The organism is Candidatus Lokiarchaeum ossiferum, assembly GCA_025839675.1.
Taxonomy (GTDB): domain Archaea; phylum Asgardarchaeota; class Lokiarchaeia; order Sigyniarchaeales; family Promethearchaeaceae; genus Lokiarchaeum; species Lokiarchaeum ossiferum.
Map to the genome: position 1 here is coordinate 4,015,314 of CP104013.1, position 19,565 is coordinate 4,034,878.

Genomic DNA, 19,565 nt, shown 5'->3' on the forward strand with positions numbered 1-19,565 from the left:
AATTTGTAATTCTAAGGAATAATCTTATATTCAAAAAATATTTTCACTCCTAAATAGTTTCCCATTGTCTACATATCTCCCAATATATTTCCTTTAAATTCAGTGATATCTGAAAAAATAATTGTGGTCTTGTTTAACGAACAACTGTTTTATTTAATTCTTAAATATGTGGTTTTAGGTATTGGATTACTCGTTTTTATTATATTATTTTTTGTTAAAGCAGGTTATGGAAGATATATATCAAAAAAATGGGGTCCCATGGTCAATGAAAAGTTGGGATGGGTGCTAATGGAGTTTATTTCTCCAGTGCTGGTTTTTGTTTTCTTTATTATCAGCGATCGAAAACAAGAAATTACCATGATTATTATTTTATTGATCTGGGAACTTCATTATGTTCAACGAGCCTTTGTGTATCCTTTTCTTATGCGGGGTAAAAAAAAGATGCCTTTGTCCATTATACTTATGGGGTTCATATTTAACGGTTTCAATGGCTATTTACAAGGACGATACTTGTACAAACTTTCAGATTTAGATAAATATTCTCCCCAATGGCTTCTTTCACCTGCATTTATTATCGGGACGATTCTATTTATTGTCGGATATGTCATTAATCTACGTTCTGATTTCATTTTACGTCATTTACGAGAACCAGGCGAAGATAATGGCTATAAAATCCCTTATGGTGGTTTATTCAAACAAATTTCTTGTCCAAATTATTTTGGGGAGATTCTTGAGTGGATCGGGTGGACAATTCTTACATGGTCTTTAACAGGTTTAGTCTTTGCAGCATGGACTGCTGCTAATTTAATCCCTCGTGCATATTCGCATCACAAATGGTATTCCGAAACATTTCCCGACTATCCCAAGGAACGAAAAGCTATAATCCCTTACATTTTTTGAGAAGCCTTCCTTTTTTATCTTTAGCATGGTTTCTTTTTCTGAAAATCGAAAAATCCCCTACCGAGTTATTTTATGTAAATACAACGAAATCTCCTTAAAATCTTCTCAATATCAGAAAAAAATATTTCAAATTCTCATTGATTCGGTAAAGAAAATTTGTATTCGGGAAAATCTTCATCTTCAATCGGCACTGAATTTAAAGGGCAGATTACTGTTTTTTTTTAATTCTGAAGAGATTCCCGCTGCACTTTTCGTTTTTCGGCACATTATTGGATTTCAATCGATTGCTCCTGCTATTAGTGTGAGTCGAAAATATGAGACTTTGAAACATGCGTTCATAGATTTTGCATTACAAGTGCTTCAAACGGGCGAATCCTTTGCAATCAAGTTTAAATCGATTGTTCCTTATCCCATTAAAGCCGCAAAGGTCAAGAATGATTTCTATAATTTAATCCGGCAAGAAGCCAGAGTACAAAATAAAAAGGTTTCTGTTAAAAACAAAGGGGCCACCCGGGAATTTACAATTGAAATTCGTGAAAAGGGAACATACCTATACGTAGAAGACATTCCTACTCTGTGGGGAGGATTACCTATTGAAACATCAAACTCTTTACTTTATCCGTGGGATGATACTGTGGAAGAACAAATTCCGGCAAAATTACTTCTCCGTCGAGGTGCGATAATTGCCCCTGTGATATTTGACAATACCCGCTCTTCTCAAACTGTTACCCAAACCGAGTATTCACTTTCTTCGCATTCATCTTTATATGATTTAGCTAAGTATTATTCTGAAGAACTTCCAGTCATTATTCTTCCTGTTAAAAATCTTATTGAGACTCTCGATTCTATGATTCCTGCTGACCATTCTCCTTATCCCTATTATTATGGATGCTTTCTAAAATTATTGGAAAAAATTGTACTCCAATCCAGAGATCGGGCTACTGCATTTTATGGTGATCGAAATCTCCATTTTCGTGGCTTTATCTCTAGTTTACATACTCAAATGCCTTCCTATCTGGCAATGGGGCAAAATCTAGCTATTCTTCAATTTGTCCCCGAAGCAGGGTTTTCTTTTGACGATATTCAGTTTATCATTAATGAATTTCGTAACCAAAACAATCAATTTTCATTTAACAAAGAAGTTCAACTTCTTCAAGAAAAATCACTGTTAAACGCTCAGAAATCTGCGATCGTATCTAATTCTCAAGTTCCCTCTTTTCTTCTCCAACTAACCCATGGTGCAATACTCGATGGGCATTTTCCCACACCAGAAGAATTGGCAAAAGTGACATCCAATCCTCGAATTCGAAAACTAATTTCTTCAATTGTGCACAATAAAGAGATTCAAATGATTTCAGGAAAAATATTAGTAAAAAATAAGCAATGAAGACTGAAGATTAATTCTCTATAAATTTTTCTAAGTTTCCAATTTTATTATTAAGCTCACTGATTCTTGCGGTTAAGGATTTCTTCTCAGATGGGGATAATTTCGCTTGTTGTAGTTGTTTCTGAACACTTTTAAGATCTTCATAGAGAACATCCAATTTGTCTAGCACTAATTTATTCCCAATCCGAAAACGACTATCATGAATCGTTGAGATTCCATTCACTAAGTTTTCTTTCTCTATCGCTGAAGAATATTTTTTCTTGAAATCTGCAAACTCTAGAGTGATCTGTTCTTTTTGGGCTTCTAATTGTTGAAGTTGTTTTTTTAACTGGGAATTTTCTAAATTTAGCGATTCTATTTTCCTTTCTAACTCGTCAGTATCTACTATTGATTTTATTTTAGCATTACTGGTCTTTTTTGGAGTAGATTTCTTGCTTTTTGTCGATTTTTTCCCGTTTTTTGTTATAGATTTCTTACTTGTTTTCTTCGCCAAATTTCTTCACCAATTTCCAAATTCCACGCTTGAGAATAATTTGATCTGGGATATTATAATAGTTAATTTTAAGAAAAAATTTGTCTGATTTATTGGAAAAAGTTTGAAAAGTTTTTCACAGTTTTGTTGGAAAGTGATTATGCATGTGCTAGTTGATCTAGATTTAGATTAGGAATAGGTTTTACAAAGGTATAGATCCACCCTTGAATCAGAAAGGGTAGATGAAAAAGCAAATCTATGATATCATTATAAATCGAAGAAAGAACTCCATATATCTGGAAATAAACAATTTGGGTAAAAACCATCCAAAAAACAATCCAAAGAATGATGCATATCCGTATCCAGGAATAAACTAAGTAATTTTTTTGAAGTTTTATCAAACCTAAAATCGAGATAGATAAACCCAAGAAAAGAAAACCTAAAGAACTCGCTATTATTATTTCTGTTCCCAAGGATGTGGGATTTTCACCCGTGAAGCGCGTAAATTCGTCATAAATTCCCATTATGAATGAGAATGAAATAAATGTCGATCCCCACGCCACAAGTTTATTTGTCCCTTTCACTTCTGAAATCAAGATCAAAAAGATACCAAAATAAATTAAAACTTGACCTATGGAAACCGGTGTGACTTGATAAATTAAGGATTTATATCGATAATATCCGTCTGAAGGAATTTTTCCCAAATACAAAAATAATGTCCCAAAGATATTCCGTAGGATAATTCCGATTGTTGCCAATATTGATCCGCTAATTGTTAAGTACTTAACCATTTTACTCTTACTTACAATTCCTAATTTTCTTATTTAAACCCAAATATCCCTAAAGCAACATTATTGTTATAAGAAAAAAAAAATACCTGCTTTTGGTTTCAACCTATATTAATGAATCGTGTATTTAAAGTTTTCTTTCTCGAATAATTGAGGAAATTGCTGTGCTGGAGCAAATATTAAATATTGACGAAGATATAATTCGAATATAAATCTATGGTGATAATAAATGACCTTTAAGCTCACAAAATTTTCTGAAATTAACTTAGTATCCCTCTCATCCTTTATTTGGGAAAACTGCCTTGCTTTTAATAGAACTGAATTTACTTCATCTGAATTGATCTTAAGTAAACTATTAGACCATCAATCTTCTCATGATGCTTCTTTACTCTTTTCATGGAAAGAAAATAATGAATTTCTAGGGGTTCTTTATTTATATCTTGAAAATTCACAATATAATATTATGAATCCTGGATTTTTTGGCCAATACCCTATAATACGAAAAGATCTTGATTATTCCCTTTCTTTATCAAATATTATAATAAACTTAATTCAAGTATTGCAAGAGATGCATCCTGAAATTACTTCCTTAAAGTTTGAATTATCCCCTGAACATAAAAAAATGCCAGAAACAAGTTCCATAGATGAAATAATGAACGATGCTGGATTTAATTGCGTCTACTCTAAATTGTCATTGGATTTAACCAACTATACTAGCAATACTATCAATTCAATTTCCGGATTAAAATTTGAAAATTATTCTCCAAATCTTCAGAAGGAATTCTTCCATTGTTATTATGAGTCTTTTATGGATGCGGATCTCGCTTTTTTCAAAAATATGTCGGACGAAGAACGAAATGAGATGTATTTAGAGCTTCTTACACCAGAATATATGAATTATGCTGCTTCCTTCATTGTACGTAAAGAAAAACTAATTGTTGGTGGGGCGATTATTTGGAACTATAGTGAATCATCTGAGAAAAATGCACACCTCAACCTGATGTGCGTCCATCCTCACCATCAACATCAAGGAATTGGACAAGTTCTTTTAGATCATGCCATTCAACATATTAAGCATCAAAAAATTCCTTCTCTCTCCCTTTATACTGAAAATGATCGTTCTCCATACAAATTTTATACACAATTTGGGTTTCTTCCTGCTAATGGATGGAAAACCTTTATATTGAATATTTAGGATTCAATTTCTATCGATATTGACTTGCAATGTTTTTTTGTTTTAGTTTTTTTCATCTTTTTTTCTGTGCCGTCCAAAGTCCAATTTTCTCATATTATCACAAAAAACCCATATATTTTCATTTGAGGAATAATTACTAAAAAACTGTACACATTACAGCCTAGGTGCAGATTACTTGGTTACAGAAAAAGAATTTCGGGAAATAATTGAACGAACTGAAACATTGCATTTAAGCGATCCTCAAGAGGAAGAACAGTTTCTGAAAGAAAATCTTACAAAAAATCTTACCCAACCTCAATATATCACTCTCAATTTACAACTTGCCTACTGTTTCTTAGTTCTTTCTCGTTATAATGATTCTTATGAGTTATATTCGCAAATGAAAGAGTTTGCTTTAAAAGATAAGAATGAAGAGTTATATGCAGATACTCTTGAAGGGATTGGAAATACCCAAGTTGAAATCGGTCAAAAAAAAGAAGCTCGGAAGAATCTCTTGGAAGCAATCTCTATTTATCAGAAACTCAATCTTCCTGAAAAGGAATCCAAAGCATCCAATTGTCTGGCTGTACTCTATTTTCAAGCCAATGATTATGATGAGGCCATCAAATGGTATGAAAAAGCTCAAAATCTGACAGATGACAAAAAGTCAATCCGGTTTGTTAATGCCCTAGGAAATTCGGGATTGATTTATCATTCTCAAGGTAATATGGAGAAAGCGGCTGAAATATATAGTCGAGCAGTTTCGATAGCAAAAGAATGTCATTATTCATTTGTGCGACTTATTTTTCAGGAAAAACTCGGAGAAACTTATCGAGAATTAGGGGATTTGGAAAACGCCGAGGCAAATTTTAACGATGCCTATCAATTTGCGGTAAAGATGCAAGATGATAAGCATATTGGTACTCTTTCAACCTTTTTAGCCAATTTTTGGTTAGAAATGGGTAATTTTCATAAGGCTTATACATACCTCCAACAAGGGTTTATTCATTTGAAAAAAGTCCATTTTCCCTTTGGATTACTGGACTGTTATTATGTTTCAGCTCAATTTTGGCTCGCTAAAGGACAATTGGCTGATTCAAAGAAAGATTTATTTAAAGTTCTTGAAATTATTGAATCTAATGGGATTTTTGAAGTTGAATGTGATGTTTTAACAATGTTAGCTGAAGTGCATGAATCATTAGGCGAACTTGATGAAGCATTTCGCTGTCTCGTTAAAGCAGATAAATTAGCTCAAGAACGGAATTCTAAATTTCAACATGCTATGGTGTTACTTCAGCGGGCACGAATTAATATCAATCTTACCAAATTTAATGAAGCAATCATATTTTTGAATGAAGTGCTCTGGATTGCTGGTGAATCCGAAGATCTCTATTTAGTCTATGAATCAAATTTTCTTTTCACCCAAATTTATTTAACCAAATACATTCGTAATAAAACCACGTTTTCTTTTTATGAAGAGGCGTTAAAATATTTACGAATCGCATTACGTCTTACAAAAGAGAAAAAATTAATTCCCCGTTATATCAACACCCTTATTATAGAAGCATTATTAACTTCTTCCCAAAATGACTATCCATCTGCATTAAATTCTTTGAAAACGGCTCAAAAATATGCTGAAGAATCGCGTATGGATAGAAAACTTCAAGAAATCAACGAACGTCTCAATTTTATTGAAAATACTTCCCCTTCCCATAAAATCTGTACTGCTCAACAAAATTTTGTTCTTGCAATAGCTCTTGAAGATTTGCGACGGTTCACGTTTTTCTATCCCAATAATAGTTTAACCGAAAAGTTAACCGACGATTCTTTTATAGTAGCCTATGAGATTTTTAAAAATGGGGACCATAAAATTCTCTCGGTTGATAATACCCCGCTTGTTGATATCTCCTATTCCGCAGAAGTGGATCAGATGGGGTGTGTTTATGCGCGGAATCTCTATAGCAAAATGAAAAATCGCATTGATTCTATGGGACCGTTCCCATTTGGCAAGAGATCAACCAGTTCTTTTCTTGTTAAGCTTCTTCTCGAAACCAGTTCCCCCACTTCTGAATTGAATCTTCAAAAATCCATTTGTATTTTAGCCATTGTGTTTCCTCAAAAAATGAATTCTTTATTTTATGATAAAGAAAAGGTAGAGTGGTTAATCTATAATCGGTTTAATGCCATCAAAACTATTTCTCAAATAACCCCTGAATTGTTGCGAGATGTCAGATCTTATGTAATGCAAACCTTAATTGCAGAGTTGCAGAAAACTGTCGATGAATATCATTCGGCAGATATATAAACTGACTTTCATTCAAAAGGGTGTAGTAGTGGATATTTTTCTTTTTTTACCCGTTATTAGTCATTTTTCTAATAAAAATTGATCTTATAGCCATTTTGAATCCTAGTAGGAAAGATATAAAAAACCTATCAACAACTTGAAGGTAACAAACATTTTCACTCAAAGGTGTTCTTAATGTCAAAGAAAGACAAATTTTCATACCACTCACAAATTAAATTTTCAATTCCTATTCTTTTACTTCTCGGAATCATATGCATTCAAAGCTATGTAATTCCTATAAATCAGGCTCTATCATATACAGAAGCTGATGGACCATTTTCTAAATTGATTATAGAGATAGAACGGCTACAAAACAGTGCATCCCATTCTCCCATCAAAATTACTGGTAATGATTGGTCTCCCTATGCTATTCTTGGGAATGGGTCTTTTGGCAATCCTTATATCATTGCGAATCTCACTATCGATGGTGGTGGGGATTTTGAAGAAGCAGGTATTTTTATCGAAAATTCTGATGTTTATGGGATTATCCGTAATTGTACCTTTGTAAATATCGGGGTTGGGGTTGGTTTACTAAATTCAGGAAATTGTTCCATTGAACAGAATCGAGTTAATATTTCCCAATACAGTATCTATCTAGATCAATCCTCAAATTGCACAGTTATTCAAAATAATCTCACATATCAAGGGTTTGGTATTTATCTGGATAACTCTTTGAATTGTTCCATGATAAATAATAACATACGGGATTCTACAGGGGGCATTGGCATCGAATCTTCTTCAGAATGTTTAATTTTTAATAATTATCTTTACAATTCTTCAGGATCTGGCATTGTACTTAATTCAGGATCGACGGATGTTGATGTGATACAAAATTCTATTGTCAAATCTGAATATGGTATTGTGGGGGAAAGTTCCTCGTTTTGTACATTAATTAAAAACATTATTCAAGATTGTTCTGAATATGCGATCTATATTATCCAGTCTTCAAACTATCTTTTAAATCGAAATAATTTAACGGATAATTTTGTTGCTGGAATAGTTCTTTGGACATCATCCAATATCAATGTCACCGATAACAACCGCATTCAAAATGAAACTAATTATGGTATTTTAGTGTACGATTCAAATTTCTGCAATATTCGTAATAATTACATAGAAAACGTTCTTGAAGATGGAACAATCATTTTTCTTTCTTCAAACATCTCCCTCATAGGAAATATCTTTCGATCTAATTCTCATAATGGTGTGAGTTTGAATAATTCATTGGATTGTCTCATAGAACGGAATTTTTTCATCCATAATTCTGAAAATGGACTTGGAATTGATGCTTCCTCATCGAATAATCAAATTCGCAATAATTCCTTTTCAAAAAATGATAAAGAAGCAATCAATGATTTTGGGACTGGAAATATTTTTTCTGAAAATAAATTTTTCACCAAAATCTCTATTAATTTTAATAGTTCGAGTCTTTATGTTAGAAGTGGGGAGTTGTTTCAGTTAAATTGTAGTTATAGTGAGGGATATGGCCCAATATCATTTTTGTGGGATTTTGGTGATGGGGGCTTTTCGAGTCTACAAAATGCTACGCATACCTATAGTATGGAAGATGTGTATGAAGTATTTCTTACTGTTATAGAGGCTGATGGTGACGTTTCAATATTTACTCGTTATATATTTGTATACTCTGAAATACCGACAGAAACGGACACAACTACTACCTCAACAACTACAACAGCTACTACCTCAACAACTTCGACAACTACAACATCTTCTTCAACTACAGTTACAACGTCTTCTCCTGAAACTTCAAGTACTGTTGATTCACCTTCTGATTCAGAACAATTTGATATCCCGGGGTATTCCATTGGACTCCTTCTGATATCTGTTGGATTTGTTGTGCTCATAATTCGGAAAAAATACTTAGTCTGATCATCTTTTTTTTCCCTCATTTTAGTCAAAATAACTAAGATGCTATTCCGGTCCTCATTTCTCTCGGTTTATTTCTTCAAGTGATGATCAAAAAATCTTAAATTTAATGAACATTTTTTAATGATCAGATTGTTTCATTTCAGTTGGTTTATACTGGAATGTAAAAATACTGAATTTTGAACCCAGTACCTACAATCAGATGATATCACAAATTTCATCGCTCCCCCCTTAACTCAGTTGGTAGAGTGCTCGGCTGTAGAACTGATTAATCGCGTGGAAAAGGGCAACCTATGACTCCACGTCAGCAGCAGCTACCGGGACGTCGCCGGCTCGACTCCGGCAGGGGGGACTATCACTCTTCTCTTATTTTCCGAATTTCTCTTATTAAAAATTAGCAAGATTCAATTTAAAATTCATGGACTTTGAAGATAATAAAAAAGATCCTCTTAAGAATTTCAAAGAAATAAAAAGATAAGGCAAAATGGTTAAGCATTTTGCTTTACGATTATCATAATTGCAATTATGATTGCAACTCCAACTGCTACTATGAGTATAATTACCCAAGTTGGAAGTGGATTCGGAGGATCTATCGAATTAGTACTTGTAGTTGTATCCGTACCTATGGTAGTTGTTTGTCCTGTGCCACTATCAGATGTGGCCCATGTCCAATAATTATCGAGATTGAATTGAAAGTCACCAAATTCTGCTGGATTAAAACTCGTTGTGTTGAAATTACCAGAAAGATCGATATTTTCCAAATCACTATCCTCGGTTAAATTTCCGGAATAATTAACTAACGCATTATCATCAATTGTGCAATTCACATCTCCTCTATTTTTTCATAATAATTGTTTTATAAGATGTCATATCTTTCAAAATTTCTAAAAAAAAATGCCTTTGTAATTTTAAGAAATATATTCAATTCGGGCTTCTGTTAGCATTTCAACTTTCCCGTTGCGGATCATGATATCGTTCTCAAGGCGGAAACCCCCTTCTCCCTTGACATACGCTCCCGGTTCAATCGCCAGTACCATCCCTTCTTGAATTCGCTGTTCTTTCCAAGATTCCAACCGTTTCGGATCGGTAGGTTTGGGAAAGAGAAAGGGGGCGTCATGCTCTTCTAATCCTAATCCGTGCCCTAACCCGTAATTCATAGGGTATCCTGCACCCTCCAAAATATCTCGGGCCGTTTCAGCAATTGTATGAATTGGTACGTCAATGTCAATCATATTCATCACAGCATCATAGGCTTTCAGCGACACATCAATCATTTTCTGTTGTTCCGTTGAAATTGTTCCAAAAGCAAAAGGTTGGGTGATATCACTGCAATATCCATTTAATTTAGCCCCAAAATCAATTATCGAAAGTCCGGGTTTGTTGAAGGGGGCATTAGTGGCATAAGGATGGCAATGAAGTTGATAGCTTCGATCAGTATTTGCCACTAAGGATGGGAAGGCATTTTCGTCTGCACCAAGTTCACGCATTCGTTTCATCACATAGAAGGCCAGATCATTTTCTGTTTCATCTGAAGCATTTTGGGCGAATCGCCGAATATCTTTAAGTAAATTATTACTGAGGTGGGCTACATCTGTAAGTCGATCCAGTTCTAAAGGTGTTTTAGTGGCTCGTAATTGGGCCAGTTCAAATCCAATTTCCCGAGGTTTCTGATAGATCTTACAATTAGGTATATATTGTTGTAAATTTAAAACTAATTGAAATGGTGCGTTAGAGAGTACCCCAATTACGGGAGATGAAGTTTTGACCGATTTTTTCACAAAATCGGCTAAGGCGTTCATCGCTGAATATTGAAAGTTAATAAGATCCAAGATGTGATCCACTTCAGCATGTTCTTCCGCTAGGGGGACATCAGCAGGCATTAAACAAGTTTCTCCTGATTGCGTGATTGCCAAGAGAGCATCTGTTGGATGGCCAGATAAATACTGTAAATGCGTTGTTCGAGCCATCTCGGAATCATTCACTAAGAGCAAATCTATTCCCTTGGTCTCTAATTCGGCCAAAAGGTGATCTAATTTTTCAGTTGTGATTGAGCGCATTTTTAATCGACCTCATAAATATCTATATTTTTACAATCTTGCAGCTTGGAGAGTAAAACTAATTTTGGGAAAATATTTGGAATCCGAATATTATGGCAATTAATTATCTTTAAGATATATTGTTGAAAGGTTTCCTTATCAACATCGGGAGCAAAGGAAAGCTTTTTGATATTAATAAAACTAATTTCATTGGCTGCATCTATGAGATCTTGTTTAGTAACGGTCAAATTTTCATGACCAATGACAGCTAACGGTTTTTTGTTTAATGGGCGTAAGACTTTAGCAGATATCTGTGGAAATCCTTCTTCTATGGAATCAACAACATCCTTCATCATTTTAGATACTGCCATTCCAACATTCATGTCAAGATCTTTCGTTTTGTTCACAAATTGCTCGTACACCTCAGCATTTACTCCTCGGATAGATATTGATTTCAAATTATCTTTTTCAGAAAAATATTTAGAACGGAACTGGTCTATCGTATCATCAAAGTCAAAATTTTCATTTTTATCAACCATTTGTTTAACCTCTTTTCATGTAATCATGTTTTACAACACTAAATGTATACCTCTCATACTATTAAATTTTTATTTTTGATATACTCTTAATATCAATAGATGCAATAATTATCTTTTTTTAACCGTTTTGACTAATTTATTTGTCATTCTATTCAATTCATCAGAATATTGCGATATTTCCTCCAAAATTGAAGATTGTTCTTCTAGGAAAGAGGATAAACTTGAGTCTTCTGTAGCTTTTTTTTGAATTATTAAATTGATTTTTTCCATACTTTCAACCATGTTCGTTATAATTCTTAAAAAGCGAATTTGGTAATCAATGTCAGTGAAATTATTCATGGAGATGCTTCTATCTTCATTGTTAATCATTGATAGCAATTTTTTGTTCATCAGTCGTAATAACTCCGTTGAAACTTTTGGAGTTTCTTTTTCAAAGGGATTAAATACTTTTTTCATCCATTTTTCATTTCCATTCTCAATATTCAAGCCTAAAAATTTAAGATTTTCATTAAAGGGATGGTTATTCTTATTTTTTTTATCTAAGATGAATCTAGGCTTTGAAGATTCCTCCGTAGTAAAATATTCAGTTGGGAAATAATTTGATTTTTCTTCGAAATTTAAATTTTTATTTTCATTGCACATTTGCTGCACCTTGATTGTTGTTAAACACGTTTTATTGTTTTACATGTTTTCATGTTAAACATCATTTATAAAGTTATATCTTCTTTATCCATCATAGTTCTCAATGTCAAATATGGGATAATATTCTTCCAAAAAATCGCTTGGCGCTTGAAAAAGCTGCAAAATAAGATTTAAAATAATTTTGATTTATAGAAGTATTGTAAAAGTTAGGGTTTTCAAATCCAAACTCAAATTACCATAAAGATAAAGAATAAAAAAATTTTTTTTATATTTTCTTGACTTCTTCAAATAGCTTTTCTGCCGCCGCATTTAATTCTTCCGCCGCCGCACTCATTTCCTCTAGCGTTGAAGCCATTTCTTCTGTGGAGGAAGATAATTCTTGTGCAGTTCCGGAACTTTGCTCAATAACAACGTTAATTTTTTCAACACTTTCGACAATATTGGTGATATCCTTATCTTGTCCAGATACATTGTCGATTGTTTGCTTAATTCCATTATTTGTCAAATTAATTACTTGAAATAATGCGTCGAGCTGGACTTTGGTTCCGCTTAGAGATGCATCTCCTTTTTCGATCGATCGCACAGTATCGTTAGTTGCGGAAACAGCATCTGAAACTTCTACTTGGATGGCCTTAATCAGATCATTTATTTGATCTGCGGCTTGTTTTGAATCTTCAGCAAGTTTTCGGACTTGTTCTGCTACGACTGCAAAACCTTTTCCAGCATCACCTGCGCGGGCCGCTTCTATTGCAGCATTAAGGGCTAAAAGGTTAGTTTCTGTAGCAATACCTGCAATCACTTCCACAATTTTATTAATTTCCTTGCTCTTGACTTCCAGCGATCCCATGGTTTGGGCGACTTTGTCAGCTCCTTTAGTAATTTCCCCAATTTGAATGACTAAATCATCGGTCAGATCTTTTCCTTTTTGGGCCATGTTTTGACCATCTTCTCCCTGCTTCGCAAGTTCTGCTGAATCATCAACAATCTTATTACTAATATCTTGAACTTTTAATACTGCGGTGGATATTTGATTCACAGATTGGGTTTGATGTTGAGCCCCTTTGGCTACTTCTTGTGTGCCTCCAGTGACTTCTTGCACGGATAAATTTATTTGGTTGCTCGATTCCGCAATCTGAGTGGACATTGAAGAAACTTCTCCCGCAATTTGCTGCACATTTGTCACTAATGTCCTAAGATTTGTGACATCTTGAAATGTTTCCACACCTCCGACGATTTCATTCCCCACTCCAAAAATCGGTGCGCCCCCAATTTGAATAACCTTGCCTAAAAGACTTAAATCTTGCATGTCCACAACTCCTTTTGCTTGTTTCGCTTTCATTACAGGACAATTTTCTGTTAAGCAAACTTTTGTTTTAAATTGCTCATGGCATTTTGTTCCGAGTACTGCCTCAGAAAATCCGGTTATTTTCGTGAAACGATCATTGATCTGTGTGATTTTAAAATCATTATCTACTGTCATTATTCCAACTGGGAGTCCAGTTACCACATTTCGTTGCTCCGTCACATCAGCAAAGGTTTCCATTCCTCCTATCACTTGTCCGCGAGCATTCACTAAAGGAGACCCTCCAATTTGAAGTGTTTGATCTCCAATTTTTAAATCTTGCACATCAATCGTGTGTTTTTGTTTTTTCGCCATAGCAACAGGGCATTTATCAGTGTTGCAAAATTTGGTTTTGAAGTGATCAAAACATTTTGTTCCTATAATTTCATCTGAAAAACCCGTGATTTGGGTGAATTTATCATTAATTTCAAAGACTTTAAAGTCATTGTTCACCAACATAATCCCAACAGGAAGATCTTGGGCCATTTTTCTTCTATTATATCTCATAAACGAATTCTCCTTTTTCAACGAATAACTATTCAAAGTGAATATACATGTCATGTTTCTTACCATTCATTTATAACTAAAGTTTGACAACAATTATTCAAATTAAATACTTTTTTTTCCGAAATACAGCTTTAAATAGGATTGGAATTATTTTTGGGATAATTTCAAATTCAAATCGAACAAATTTTGTATGTATTGATAAAACATAGTATCACCTTCCAGTTCAAGAGAATTTTTCTTTAAAATCAAAATATTATCAATGAGTTATGTCCAACAATGTATAATGAACAAGTTAATTAAGTCGTCTAAATAACCAGTAACAAATATGATTAAATGTTTGCAGATCTGCGATTCCTTGGGCTTTCCATTTTTCAACCGCATTTTTGGTAATTTTCCCGAGATGGATGAAACCCTACTGGCAGGGTTAATTTCGGCCATCTCAAGTATTTCCAATCAAATTTTCCATCAAAAATTAGCGACGATTACCTTCGGGGAAGGGAAGGGCAAATCCAACATTGTTATTGTCCAAAAGGATTTTCTTCAAGAAAAAAAATCCATCTATTTTGTGTTTTTCATTCAAGGAGAATGTGATATGGTTTTGATAAAGGAAGTCTCGACGGAGATTTTTATTAAATTAAAGAATTCTTTTCGCAATCCCACCAATATTTTCAATGAGTTAAAAGAAAAAATAAATTTTATTTTAGATACGCGATTTCACAGTCTTACCGTTTGTTTGTAAACTTCTGGGATTCCAACTAAATTTTAATTTTCCCCCCCCTTTTCATTCTTATTAGCATGTCTCAGAAAAATTCTTTACTCTCCTGGAAATCAAAAAATGAATCCTTAAGATTGGCTCTCCGTCCATCAAATAAGGAATTTATAGTAGATACATCTCGAACCAATCCTAAGACGAATATGAGATTTCAATTTTTTGAGGGAGATAATTTGGACGTGCTAAAAACCTTACAAAAAAACAATCAATCATCTGTGAATCTTGCTTTCGTTGATCCCCCCTATAATAGCCGGAACGATTTCATAAAAAACGATTCTCCAACCAAGACACCTTCCTATTGGAATAGTGGAGTTTCCCATAAGCGATGGTTAGAAATGATGCATCCTCGGTTAGTGTTGGTTCACGAGTTGTTGCAGGAAGAAAGAGGGTTGCTTATTGCAACTATTGATGAAAAAGAATTTCCCTATTTCAAAATTTTATTGGACAACATTTTTGGGGAGAAAAATTTTGTTGGGACTGTTATCTGGAAATCCATGGAAGGGATAAAAAGTAATGCTTCTTTTACCTTCAATCATACCTATTGTCTGATATATGCCAAGAATTTTGATAAATATAAACAATTTCATTCACAATCCAAATTTGCTCTCTCCAATACGTATCAACTAAATCGCTTTGAATCCGTTTGGACAGATTTATCTTCCAGCGTGCAAGCCAGAACAGAATTGTTGGAATCCTTGAATAAGATCATTCCTGAACAGTATTTCCGATTTCTGAATCCAAAACCCCTCGATCTTCTACATCGCATACTTTCTCTATCTGCTCTGCAAGAAAATGATTTAGTATTAGATCTTTTTGCTGGTAGTGGGTCACTATTTTGTGCACTTACGCAGTATTCTCACTTGATTCGCAAAGAATTTCGGTATTTTGGGATCCAATACCCTTTAAAAATATCAGAATTGATCAAAAAGCAAAACCCAGAAATTATTTTTGATCCGAAATTAACAGTTTTTGATTTGCTCGTCCAACGAGTGACCTATGAACTTGGAAAAAAACATGCTTCAAATCCAAATTTTCCAGCATACATCATTGAAAAGTATTAATCAGATCAAGGAAAGTAAAAAAATATAAGGTTGATTTTATATCATAGAATTTCTACTTATTTGAAGAATTGATCTGAATTCATTTGCCTCATCAAAATTATTGGAGATGGGGATCGGAAATCGAAACCTTTTTATGAATAATGTTTCTTTATTCATTTAGTATAATATTGTCAAACATATTTATGGAACTCTTCACCAAAATGTACCGAATAAAAAAAATTGGTAGTGTCTTATGGCTGAAAAATCTAATGAAGCTCCGCTTCTGGTAATAGATGACGACTCATCGATTTTGAGACTGCTTGACAAATTTTTGACTAAGAAAGGGCATAATGTTGTGGTTGCTTCTAATGCAGAGGATGCTATGGAAATATTGAAGCAAAATCAAAATATTGGTGCCATTTTATCCGATTTAAAAATGCCTGGGAAAGATGGAGATGAAATGGTAAAAGATATTCGGGGTATGGGATCTGACATTCCCGTGTATATTATGACTGGATTTCCCGAAAATGATAAAATCAATAGGTTGAATTCTTACGGTGTGACTGAAATTGTTTTAAAACCCCTCGATTTACAATCCCTGGAAGAAAAACTTTATTTTAAAAAAAATAACGATTAAATTTCATAGATTTCTTTCAAATCCAAACACATGAATTTTCTAATTTCATAATGGTATCTAAATTTCCAGGTTCATAACAATCCATTCGGAGAATGATCATATCACCATGAGATATTTTCAGATTCTCGAATATATGTTGAGGTACCAAAGCTTGTCCATACACGTGATCATTTAAAATCTCGTGAATGACCCTTTTTGAGTAAAAATGCCCCGCTTCACTTAACCAGTTATTTAATTTTAGGTTTGGCATCAAGTGGAATAAGAATTGCTCTTCAAGACGATCTTTCTCGAGTTGACCCGTACTATTCTCGTTCAAAATGTCTGTTGCAATATAATTTATCCACATTTCGTGGCTTGAAGTAATTGTTTGAATTCTAATTTTTCCTTCTAAAGAGAATTCGGGGGCATTGTAGGAAGTTTGTGATTCACAGAGATCTTTGCTAATGATCATTCCATCATCATCAAACCCCTCTAACTCATTAACCGTGCAAAATAACCAATTTGGGGTGATATGATGCTGATACCAGTTAAAATTATTTGGTGTTGATTGAAAGTAAGATGAGCTGTGCATGATCCTCAATTTCATCGAAGAAGATCTCCATTAAAAGAAGTCATTTTAGAAAGATCCCACTTTTTTCCCACAAAAGTTCCAATTTATTTTACTTCAAGTTTAAATAAATATTAGGGAATTAGGAACATTTTCTAAAATCATCTGTAATACTGCAGAGTAATTTTTAAGTTTATAATGAATAGTATATAATTTAACAATAATAGACTTGACTATCACAGGGGAAAAATCTTCTAAAGATTTTGAAGAAACCACTAATAATTTCAGATGCGTAAACACTTCGGGATTTATTTCATATTCGTATTTAACTTCTTTCTCATTTAACGGGGGCAAGAAATAAACAACATTCTGCAGTACATTCATCCCTACCTGTTGATAGAATTGTATTCGTCGCATTTTTAAGTTTTTCTTTTCTCCATATTCTGGATCTTCAACTTCTGCGACTAATAACAAATTAGGATCTTGTTCGTTTGAATATTGAACTAAATGCCTCAGAAATGCTGTTCCGATTCCTTTTCCTCGCCATTCCTTTTTCAAAGCGAAGTAATCTAAAAGTAAAAAGGAAGGATCTTCAAAGATAGCTATTAGAGCAATGGCTATAACTTCATTCTCTTTTCTGCAGTAATAAATTCTTTCTTTAAGTTTTTCAAATTTTTTTAATATCGTCCTAAAGGGGATAGTTTCACTCGGGGGAAAAGCTTCTAAATAAATTGCTTCAAGTTGGGAAATATAGGGATCGTCTTCTGTGAGCATTTTCTCAATGACATAATTGCCAGTATTACACTCAAATCCCATCATGTTGATAATTATTATTATTTTCGATTAACTTTAAAAGGATCAGTTTCGAAGATTGATATGATATTTGGAAGATTTTAAAAAATAACTTGAATCCAGTGAGTTATAGGTAATAATTCGGAACCCGTTAATTTACAGACAACTACTTTCACCAATTAAATCAAATTCCATATCGAGATAGGTGAGCAAAATCGGATTAAAATTAGAAAATTTGGATGAAAAAACTCGTCAGCTAATGGATGAAGAGTTTAAGTTGGATCAAAAAAATAAAAAATTGTATTTTAGCCCTCGGTTATCTGAAAAGGGGGAGAACATGTATCAAAATCTCTTAGAAAATGCGATTCTCTATGGAAATGATACGACATTAGCTACGGAATTAAAAACGGAAGATGCCATAAAAGTAAAAGAAAAACGCATGATGGCGATGGGAGGAGTGATATTGGTCGATGTTCCCAAAAATGCCAACGAAGCCCTTGCTGAAGGGGAATTTAATCGGTACTATATTCGGGCGATGTGTCGAAAAGCAATAGATACTGGAATTAAAAAACTACAAATTTACAATGCTAATCCTGAGCGAGAAACTCCCGCCGAATATAAACGATTAATCGGAAAGCATTTGGATCCTAAGGAATTACTTAACGATCTACGAAATCATAGTTATGTTGATGGGACTTCCGGAATTCCGGTTCCTCAGACTGGATTGACAGTTAAATTTGGTTGAACACCGATTTTTTCTTCTTTTATATACTAACTCAATTGAAGAAATTCGTAACTTTTCCAAATATTCATTTTCTGCCTTAGATTAAGCTACTTATTAAGATGGATCTTCAGAGCGTATGTTTAACTTGTCTTTTAGGACAAGTAGAAAAGGCCTATAAAACGTTACAAATTCCTTATTCCAATAGTGAGATTGTGAATTTACAAAAAAAAATCATGGGGCGCTTGGCCCGAGTTAATTCGCTGCTCATGCCCTATTATAGTCAGATAGTTTACCAAACAATAGCAGAAAATATTGGGCAAATAGATCCTTACAAAAAATTGAAGGAGGAGTATAATCATCGGGCATTACAATTAATCCCAATATTGAAAAATGAAATTGCAATCTCAGAAGATCCCTTATTAGCAGCTATTAAAATTGCAATTATGGGCAATACAATTGATTTTGGAACCCCCCATACAATCGACATTGAAAAAGATGTTGCTGAATTCTCCCTAAATTCTTTAAAAATCAATCATTACAAGGATTTTATTTCAGATTTTCAAAAAGCTGAAAAAATTATGATTATCGGAGATAATACTGGGGAGGTGGTATTTGACTTGATTTTAATTGAATTTCTTCATCTTAATTATCCCTCCAAGTTCATTACGTTCGCAGTACGGGGAGGTCCCGCGATAAATGATGTGACAATCAATGATATCAAAGATCTAGATCTTCAGAACTATTGCACTATTGTAGAAGGTTCCGCCAGCCCTGGTGTTATAATGGAGCAAACTACCACACAATTTCAACAAGCCTTCAAAGAAGCGGACATTATCCTATCCAAAGGTCAAGGTAATTTTGAATCCTTGGATGGGATTCCATTAAATCGTTCGTCATTGTATTTTCTGTTAAAAGCAAAGTGTAATCTCGTTGCTTCAAAGTTCAACGTGCCTGTAGGTTCTCTAATTTTCTATCACCGAGAACAAATGCCTTTAAAATGGAATTGAAGTTGCAGGAAAAAAAACAGAAAAAAAG

At 33.7% G+C, this 19,565-nt stretch carries 19 protein-coding genes and 1 tRNA gene; 11 read left to right on the plus strand and 9 right to left on the minus strand.

What is annotated here, in order from left to right:
- Window positions 1-123 precede the first annotated feature (123 nt).
- Window positions 124-900: a DUF1295 domain-containing protein gene (locus NEF87_RS16990; RefSeq protein ID WP_457916775.1), complete on the plus strand. Its 777-nt coding sequence runs from the start codon at window positions 124-126 to the stop codon at window positions 898-900.
- Window positions 901-925: 25 nt separating this feature from the next.
- Window positions 926-2,287, plus strand: coding sequence for a hypothetical protein (locus NEF87_RS16995; protein ID WP_457916776.1), 1,362 nt, complete (start codon window positions 926-928; stop codon window positions 2,285-2,287).
- 10 nt (window positions 2,288-2,297) lie between these two features.
- On the opposite strand, the gene NEF87_RS17000 is transcribed toward NEF87_RS16995, so the two are convergent.
- Together NEF87_RS17000 and NEF87_RS17005 are read right to left on the minus strand one after the other, a co-directional pair.
- Window positions 2,298-2,780, minus strand: coding sequence for a hypothetical protein (locus NEF87_RS17000; RefSeq protein WP_457916777.1), 483 nt, complete (start codon window positions 2,778-2,780; stop codon window positions 2,298-2,300).
- A gap of 137 nt (window positions 2,781-2,917) precedes the next feature.
- Window positions 2,918-3,550, minus strand: coding sequence for a hypothetical protein (locus NEF87_RS17005; protein ID WP_457916778.1), 633 nt, complete (start codon window positions 3,548-3,550; stop codon window positions 2,918-2,920).
- 226 nt (window positions 3,551-3,776) lie between these two features.
- Here NEF87_RS17005 and NEF87_RS17010 point away from each other — a divergent pair, with 226 nt between their 5' ends.
- From NEF87_RS17010 to NEF87_RS17025, 4 genes are all read left to right on the plus strand, one after another.
- A complete protein-coding gene (locus NEF87_RS17010) occupies window positions 3,777-4,742 on the plus strand; it encodes a GNAT family N-acetyltransferase (protein ID WP_457916779.1) in 966 nt (321 codons plus the stop codon).
- Window positions 4,743-4,917: 175 nt separating this feature from the next.
- The gene (locus tag NEF87_RS17015) at window positions 4,918-7,026 is read left to right on the plus strand and encodes a tetratricopeptide repeat protein (protein WP_457916780.1); all 2,109 of its coding nucleotides are present in this window, start codon (window positions 4,918-4,920) and stop codon (window positions 7,024-7,026) included.
- A gap of 174 nt (window positions 7,027-7,200) precedes the next feature.
- Window positions 7,201-8,955, plus strand: a complete 1,755-nt coding sequence (locus NEF87_RS17020) for a Loki-CTERM sorting domain-containing protein (RefSeq protein WP_457916781.1) — start codon at window positions 7,201-7,203, stop codon at window positions 8,953-8,955.
- Between the two features lie 222 nt (window positions 8,956-9,177).
- Window positions 9,178-9,304: transfer RNA gene (locus NEF87_RS17025), tRNA-Tyr, on the plus strand.
- A gap of 136 nt (window positions 9,305-9,440) precedes the next feature.
- On the opposite strand, the gene NEF87_RS17030 is transcribed toward NEF87_RS17025, so the two are convergent.
- From NEF87_RS17030 to NEF87_RS17050, 5 genes are all read right to left on the minus strand, one after another.
- Window positions 9,441-9,779 (minus strand): hypothetical protein, encoded by a 339-nt coding sequence (locus NEF87_RS17030; RefSeq protein ID WP_457916782.1) that lies wholly within the window; start codon window positions 9,777-9,779, stop codon window positions 9,441-9,443.
- 81 nt (window positions 9,780-9,860) lie between these two features.
- Window positions 9,861-11,009 (minus strand): M24 family metallopeptidase, encoded by a 1,149-nt coding sequence (locus NEF87_RS17035; RefSeq protein WP_457916783.1) that lies wholly within the window; start codon window positions 11,007-11,009, stop codon window positions 9,861-9,863.
- 2 nt (window positions 11,010-11,011) lie between these two features.
- Window positions 11,012-11,527, minus strand: a complete 516-nt coding sequence (locus NEF87_RS17040; protein ID WP_457916784.1) for a hypothetical protein — start codon at window positions 11,525-11,527, stop codon at window positions 11,012-11,014.
- A 108-nt stretch (window positions 11,528-11,635) separates the two neighbouring features.
- Window positions 11,636-12,169 carry a hypothetical protein gene (locus tag NEF87_RS17045; RefSeq protein WP_457916785.1) on the minus strand — a complete coding sequence of 178 codons (534 nt, stop codon included), beginning with the start codon at window positions 12,167-12,169 and terminating at the stop codon, window positions 11,636-11,638.
- A gap of 265 nt (window positions 12,170-12,434) precedes the next feature.
- Window positions 12,435-14,018, minus strand: a complete 1,584-nt coding sequence (locus tag NEF87_RS17050; protein WP_457916786.1) for a methyl-accepting chemotaxis protein — start codon at window positions 14,016-14,018, stop codon at window positions 12,435-12,437.
- Between the two features lie 325 nt (window positions 14,019-14,343).
- Between NEF87_RS17050 and NEF87_RS17055 the strand changes: the two genes are divergently transcribed.
- The 3 genes from NEF87_RS17055 to NEF87_RS17065 all read left to right on the plus strand — a co-directional run bounded on the left by NEF87_RS17055 (window position 14,344) and on the right by NEF87_RS17065 (window position 16,467).
- The gene (locus tag NEF87_RS17055) at window positions 14,344-14,757 is read left to right on the plus strand and encodes a hypothetical protein (RefSeq protein ID WP_371802620.1); all 414 of its coding nucleotides are present in this window, start codon (window positions 14,344-14,346) and stop codon (window positions 14,755-14,757) included.
- Between the two features lie 56 nt (window positions 14,758-14,813).
- Complete coding sequence (locus NEF87_RS17060; protein WP_457916787.1) at window positions 14,814-15,851, plus strand: DNA methyltransferase; 1,038 nt, start codon at window positions 14,814-14,816, stop codon at window positions 15,849-15,851.
- Window positions 15,852-16,083: 232 nt separating this feature from the next.
- On the plus strand, window positions 16,084-16,467 hold the full coding sequence (locus NEF87_RS17065; RefSeq protein ID WP_457916788.1) for a response regulator: 384 nt from the start codon (window positions 16,084-16,086) through the stop codon (window positions 16,465-16,467).
- Between the two features lie 16 nt (window positions 16,468-16,483).
- Here the strand turns inward: NEF87_RS17065 and NEF87_RS17070 are convergent, their stop codons facing one another.
- Together NEF87_RS17070 and NEF87_RS17075 are read right to left on the minus strand one after the other, a co-directional pair.
- Complete coding sequence (locus tag NEF87_RS17070; RefSeq protein WP_457916789.1) at window positions 16,484-17,053, minus strand: hypothetical protein; 570 nt, start codon at window positions 17,051-17,053, stop codon at window positions 16,484-16,486.
- 84 nt (window positions 17,054-17,137) lie between these two features.
- On the minus strand, window positions 17,138-17,833 hold the full coding sequence (locus NEF87_RS17075) for a GNAT family N-acetyltransferase (RefSeq protein WP_457916790.1): 696 nt from the start codon (window positions 17,831-17,833) through the stop codon (window positions 17,138-17,140).
- 178 nt (window positions 17,834-18,011) lie between these two features.
- Between NEF87_RS17075 and NEF87_RS17080 the strand changes: the two genes are divergently transcribed.
- Both NEF87_RS17080 and NEF87_RS17085 read left to right on the plus strand, forming a co-directional pair.
- Window positions 18,012-18,551 carry a hypothetical protein gene (locus tag NEF87_RS17080; RefSeq protein ID WP_457916791.1) on the plus strand — a complete coding sequence of 180 codons (540 nt, stop codon included), beginning with the start codon at window positions 18,012-18,014 and terminating at the stop codon, window positions 18,549-18,551.
- A 98-nt stretch (window positions 18,552-18,649) separates the two neighbouring features.
- Entirely contained in the window at window positions 18,650-19,537 is an 888-nt protein-coding gene (locus NEF87_RS17085; protein ID WP_457916792.1) for a damage-control phosphatase ARMT1 family protein, read from the plus strand.
- Window positions 19,538-19,565 lie beyond the last annotated feature (28 nt).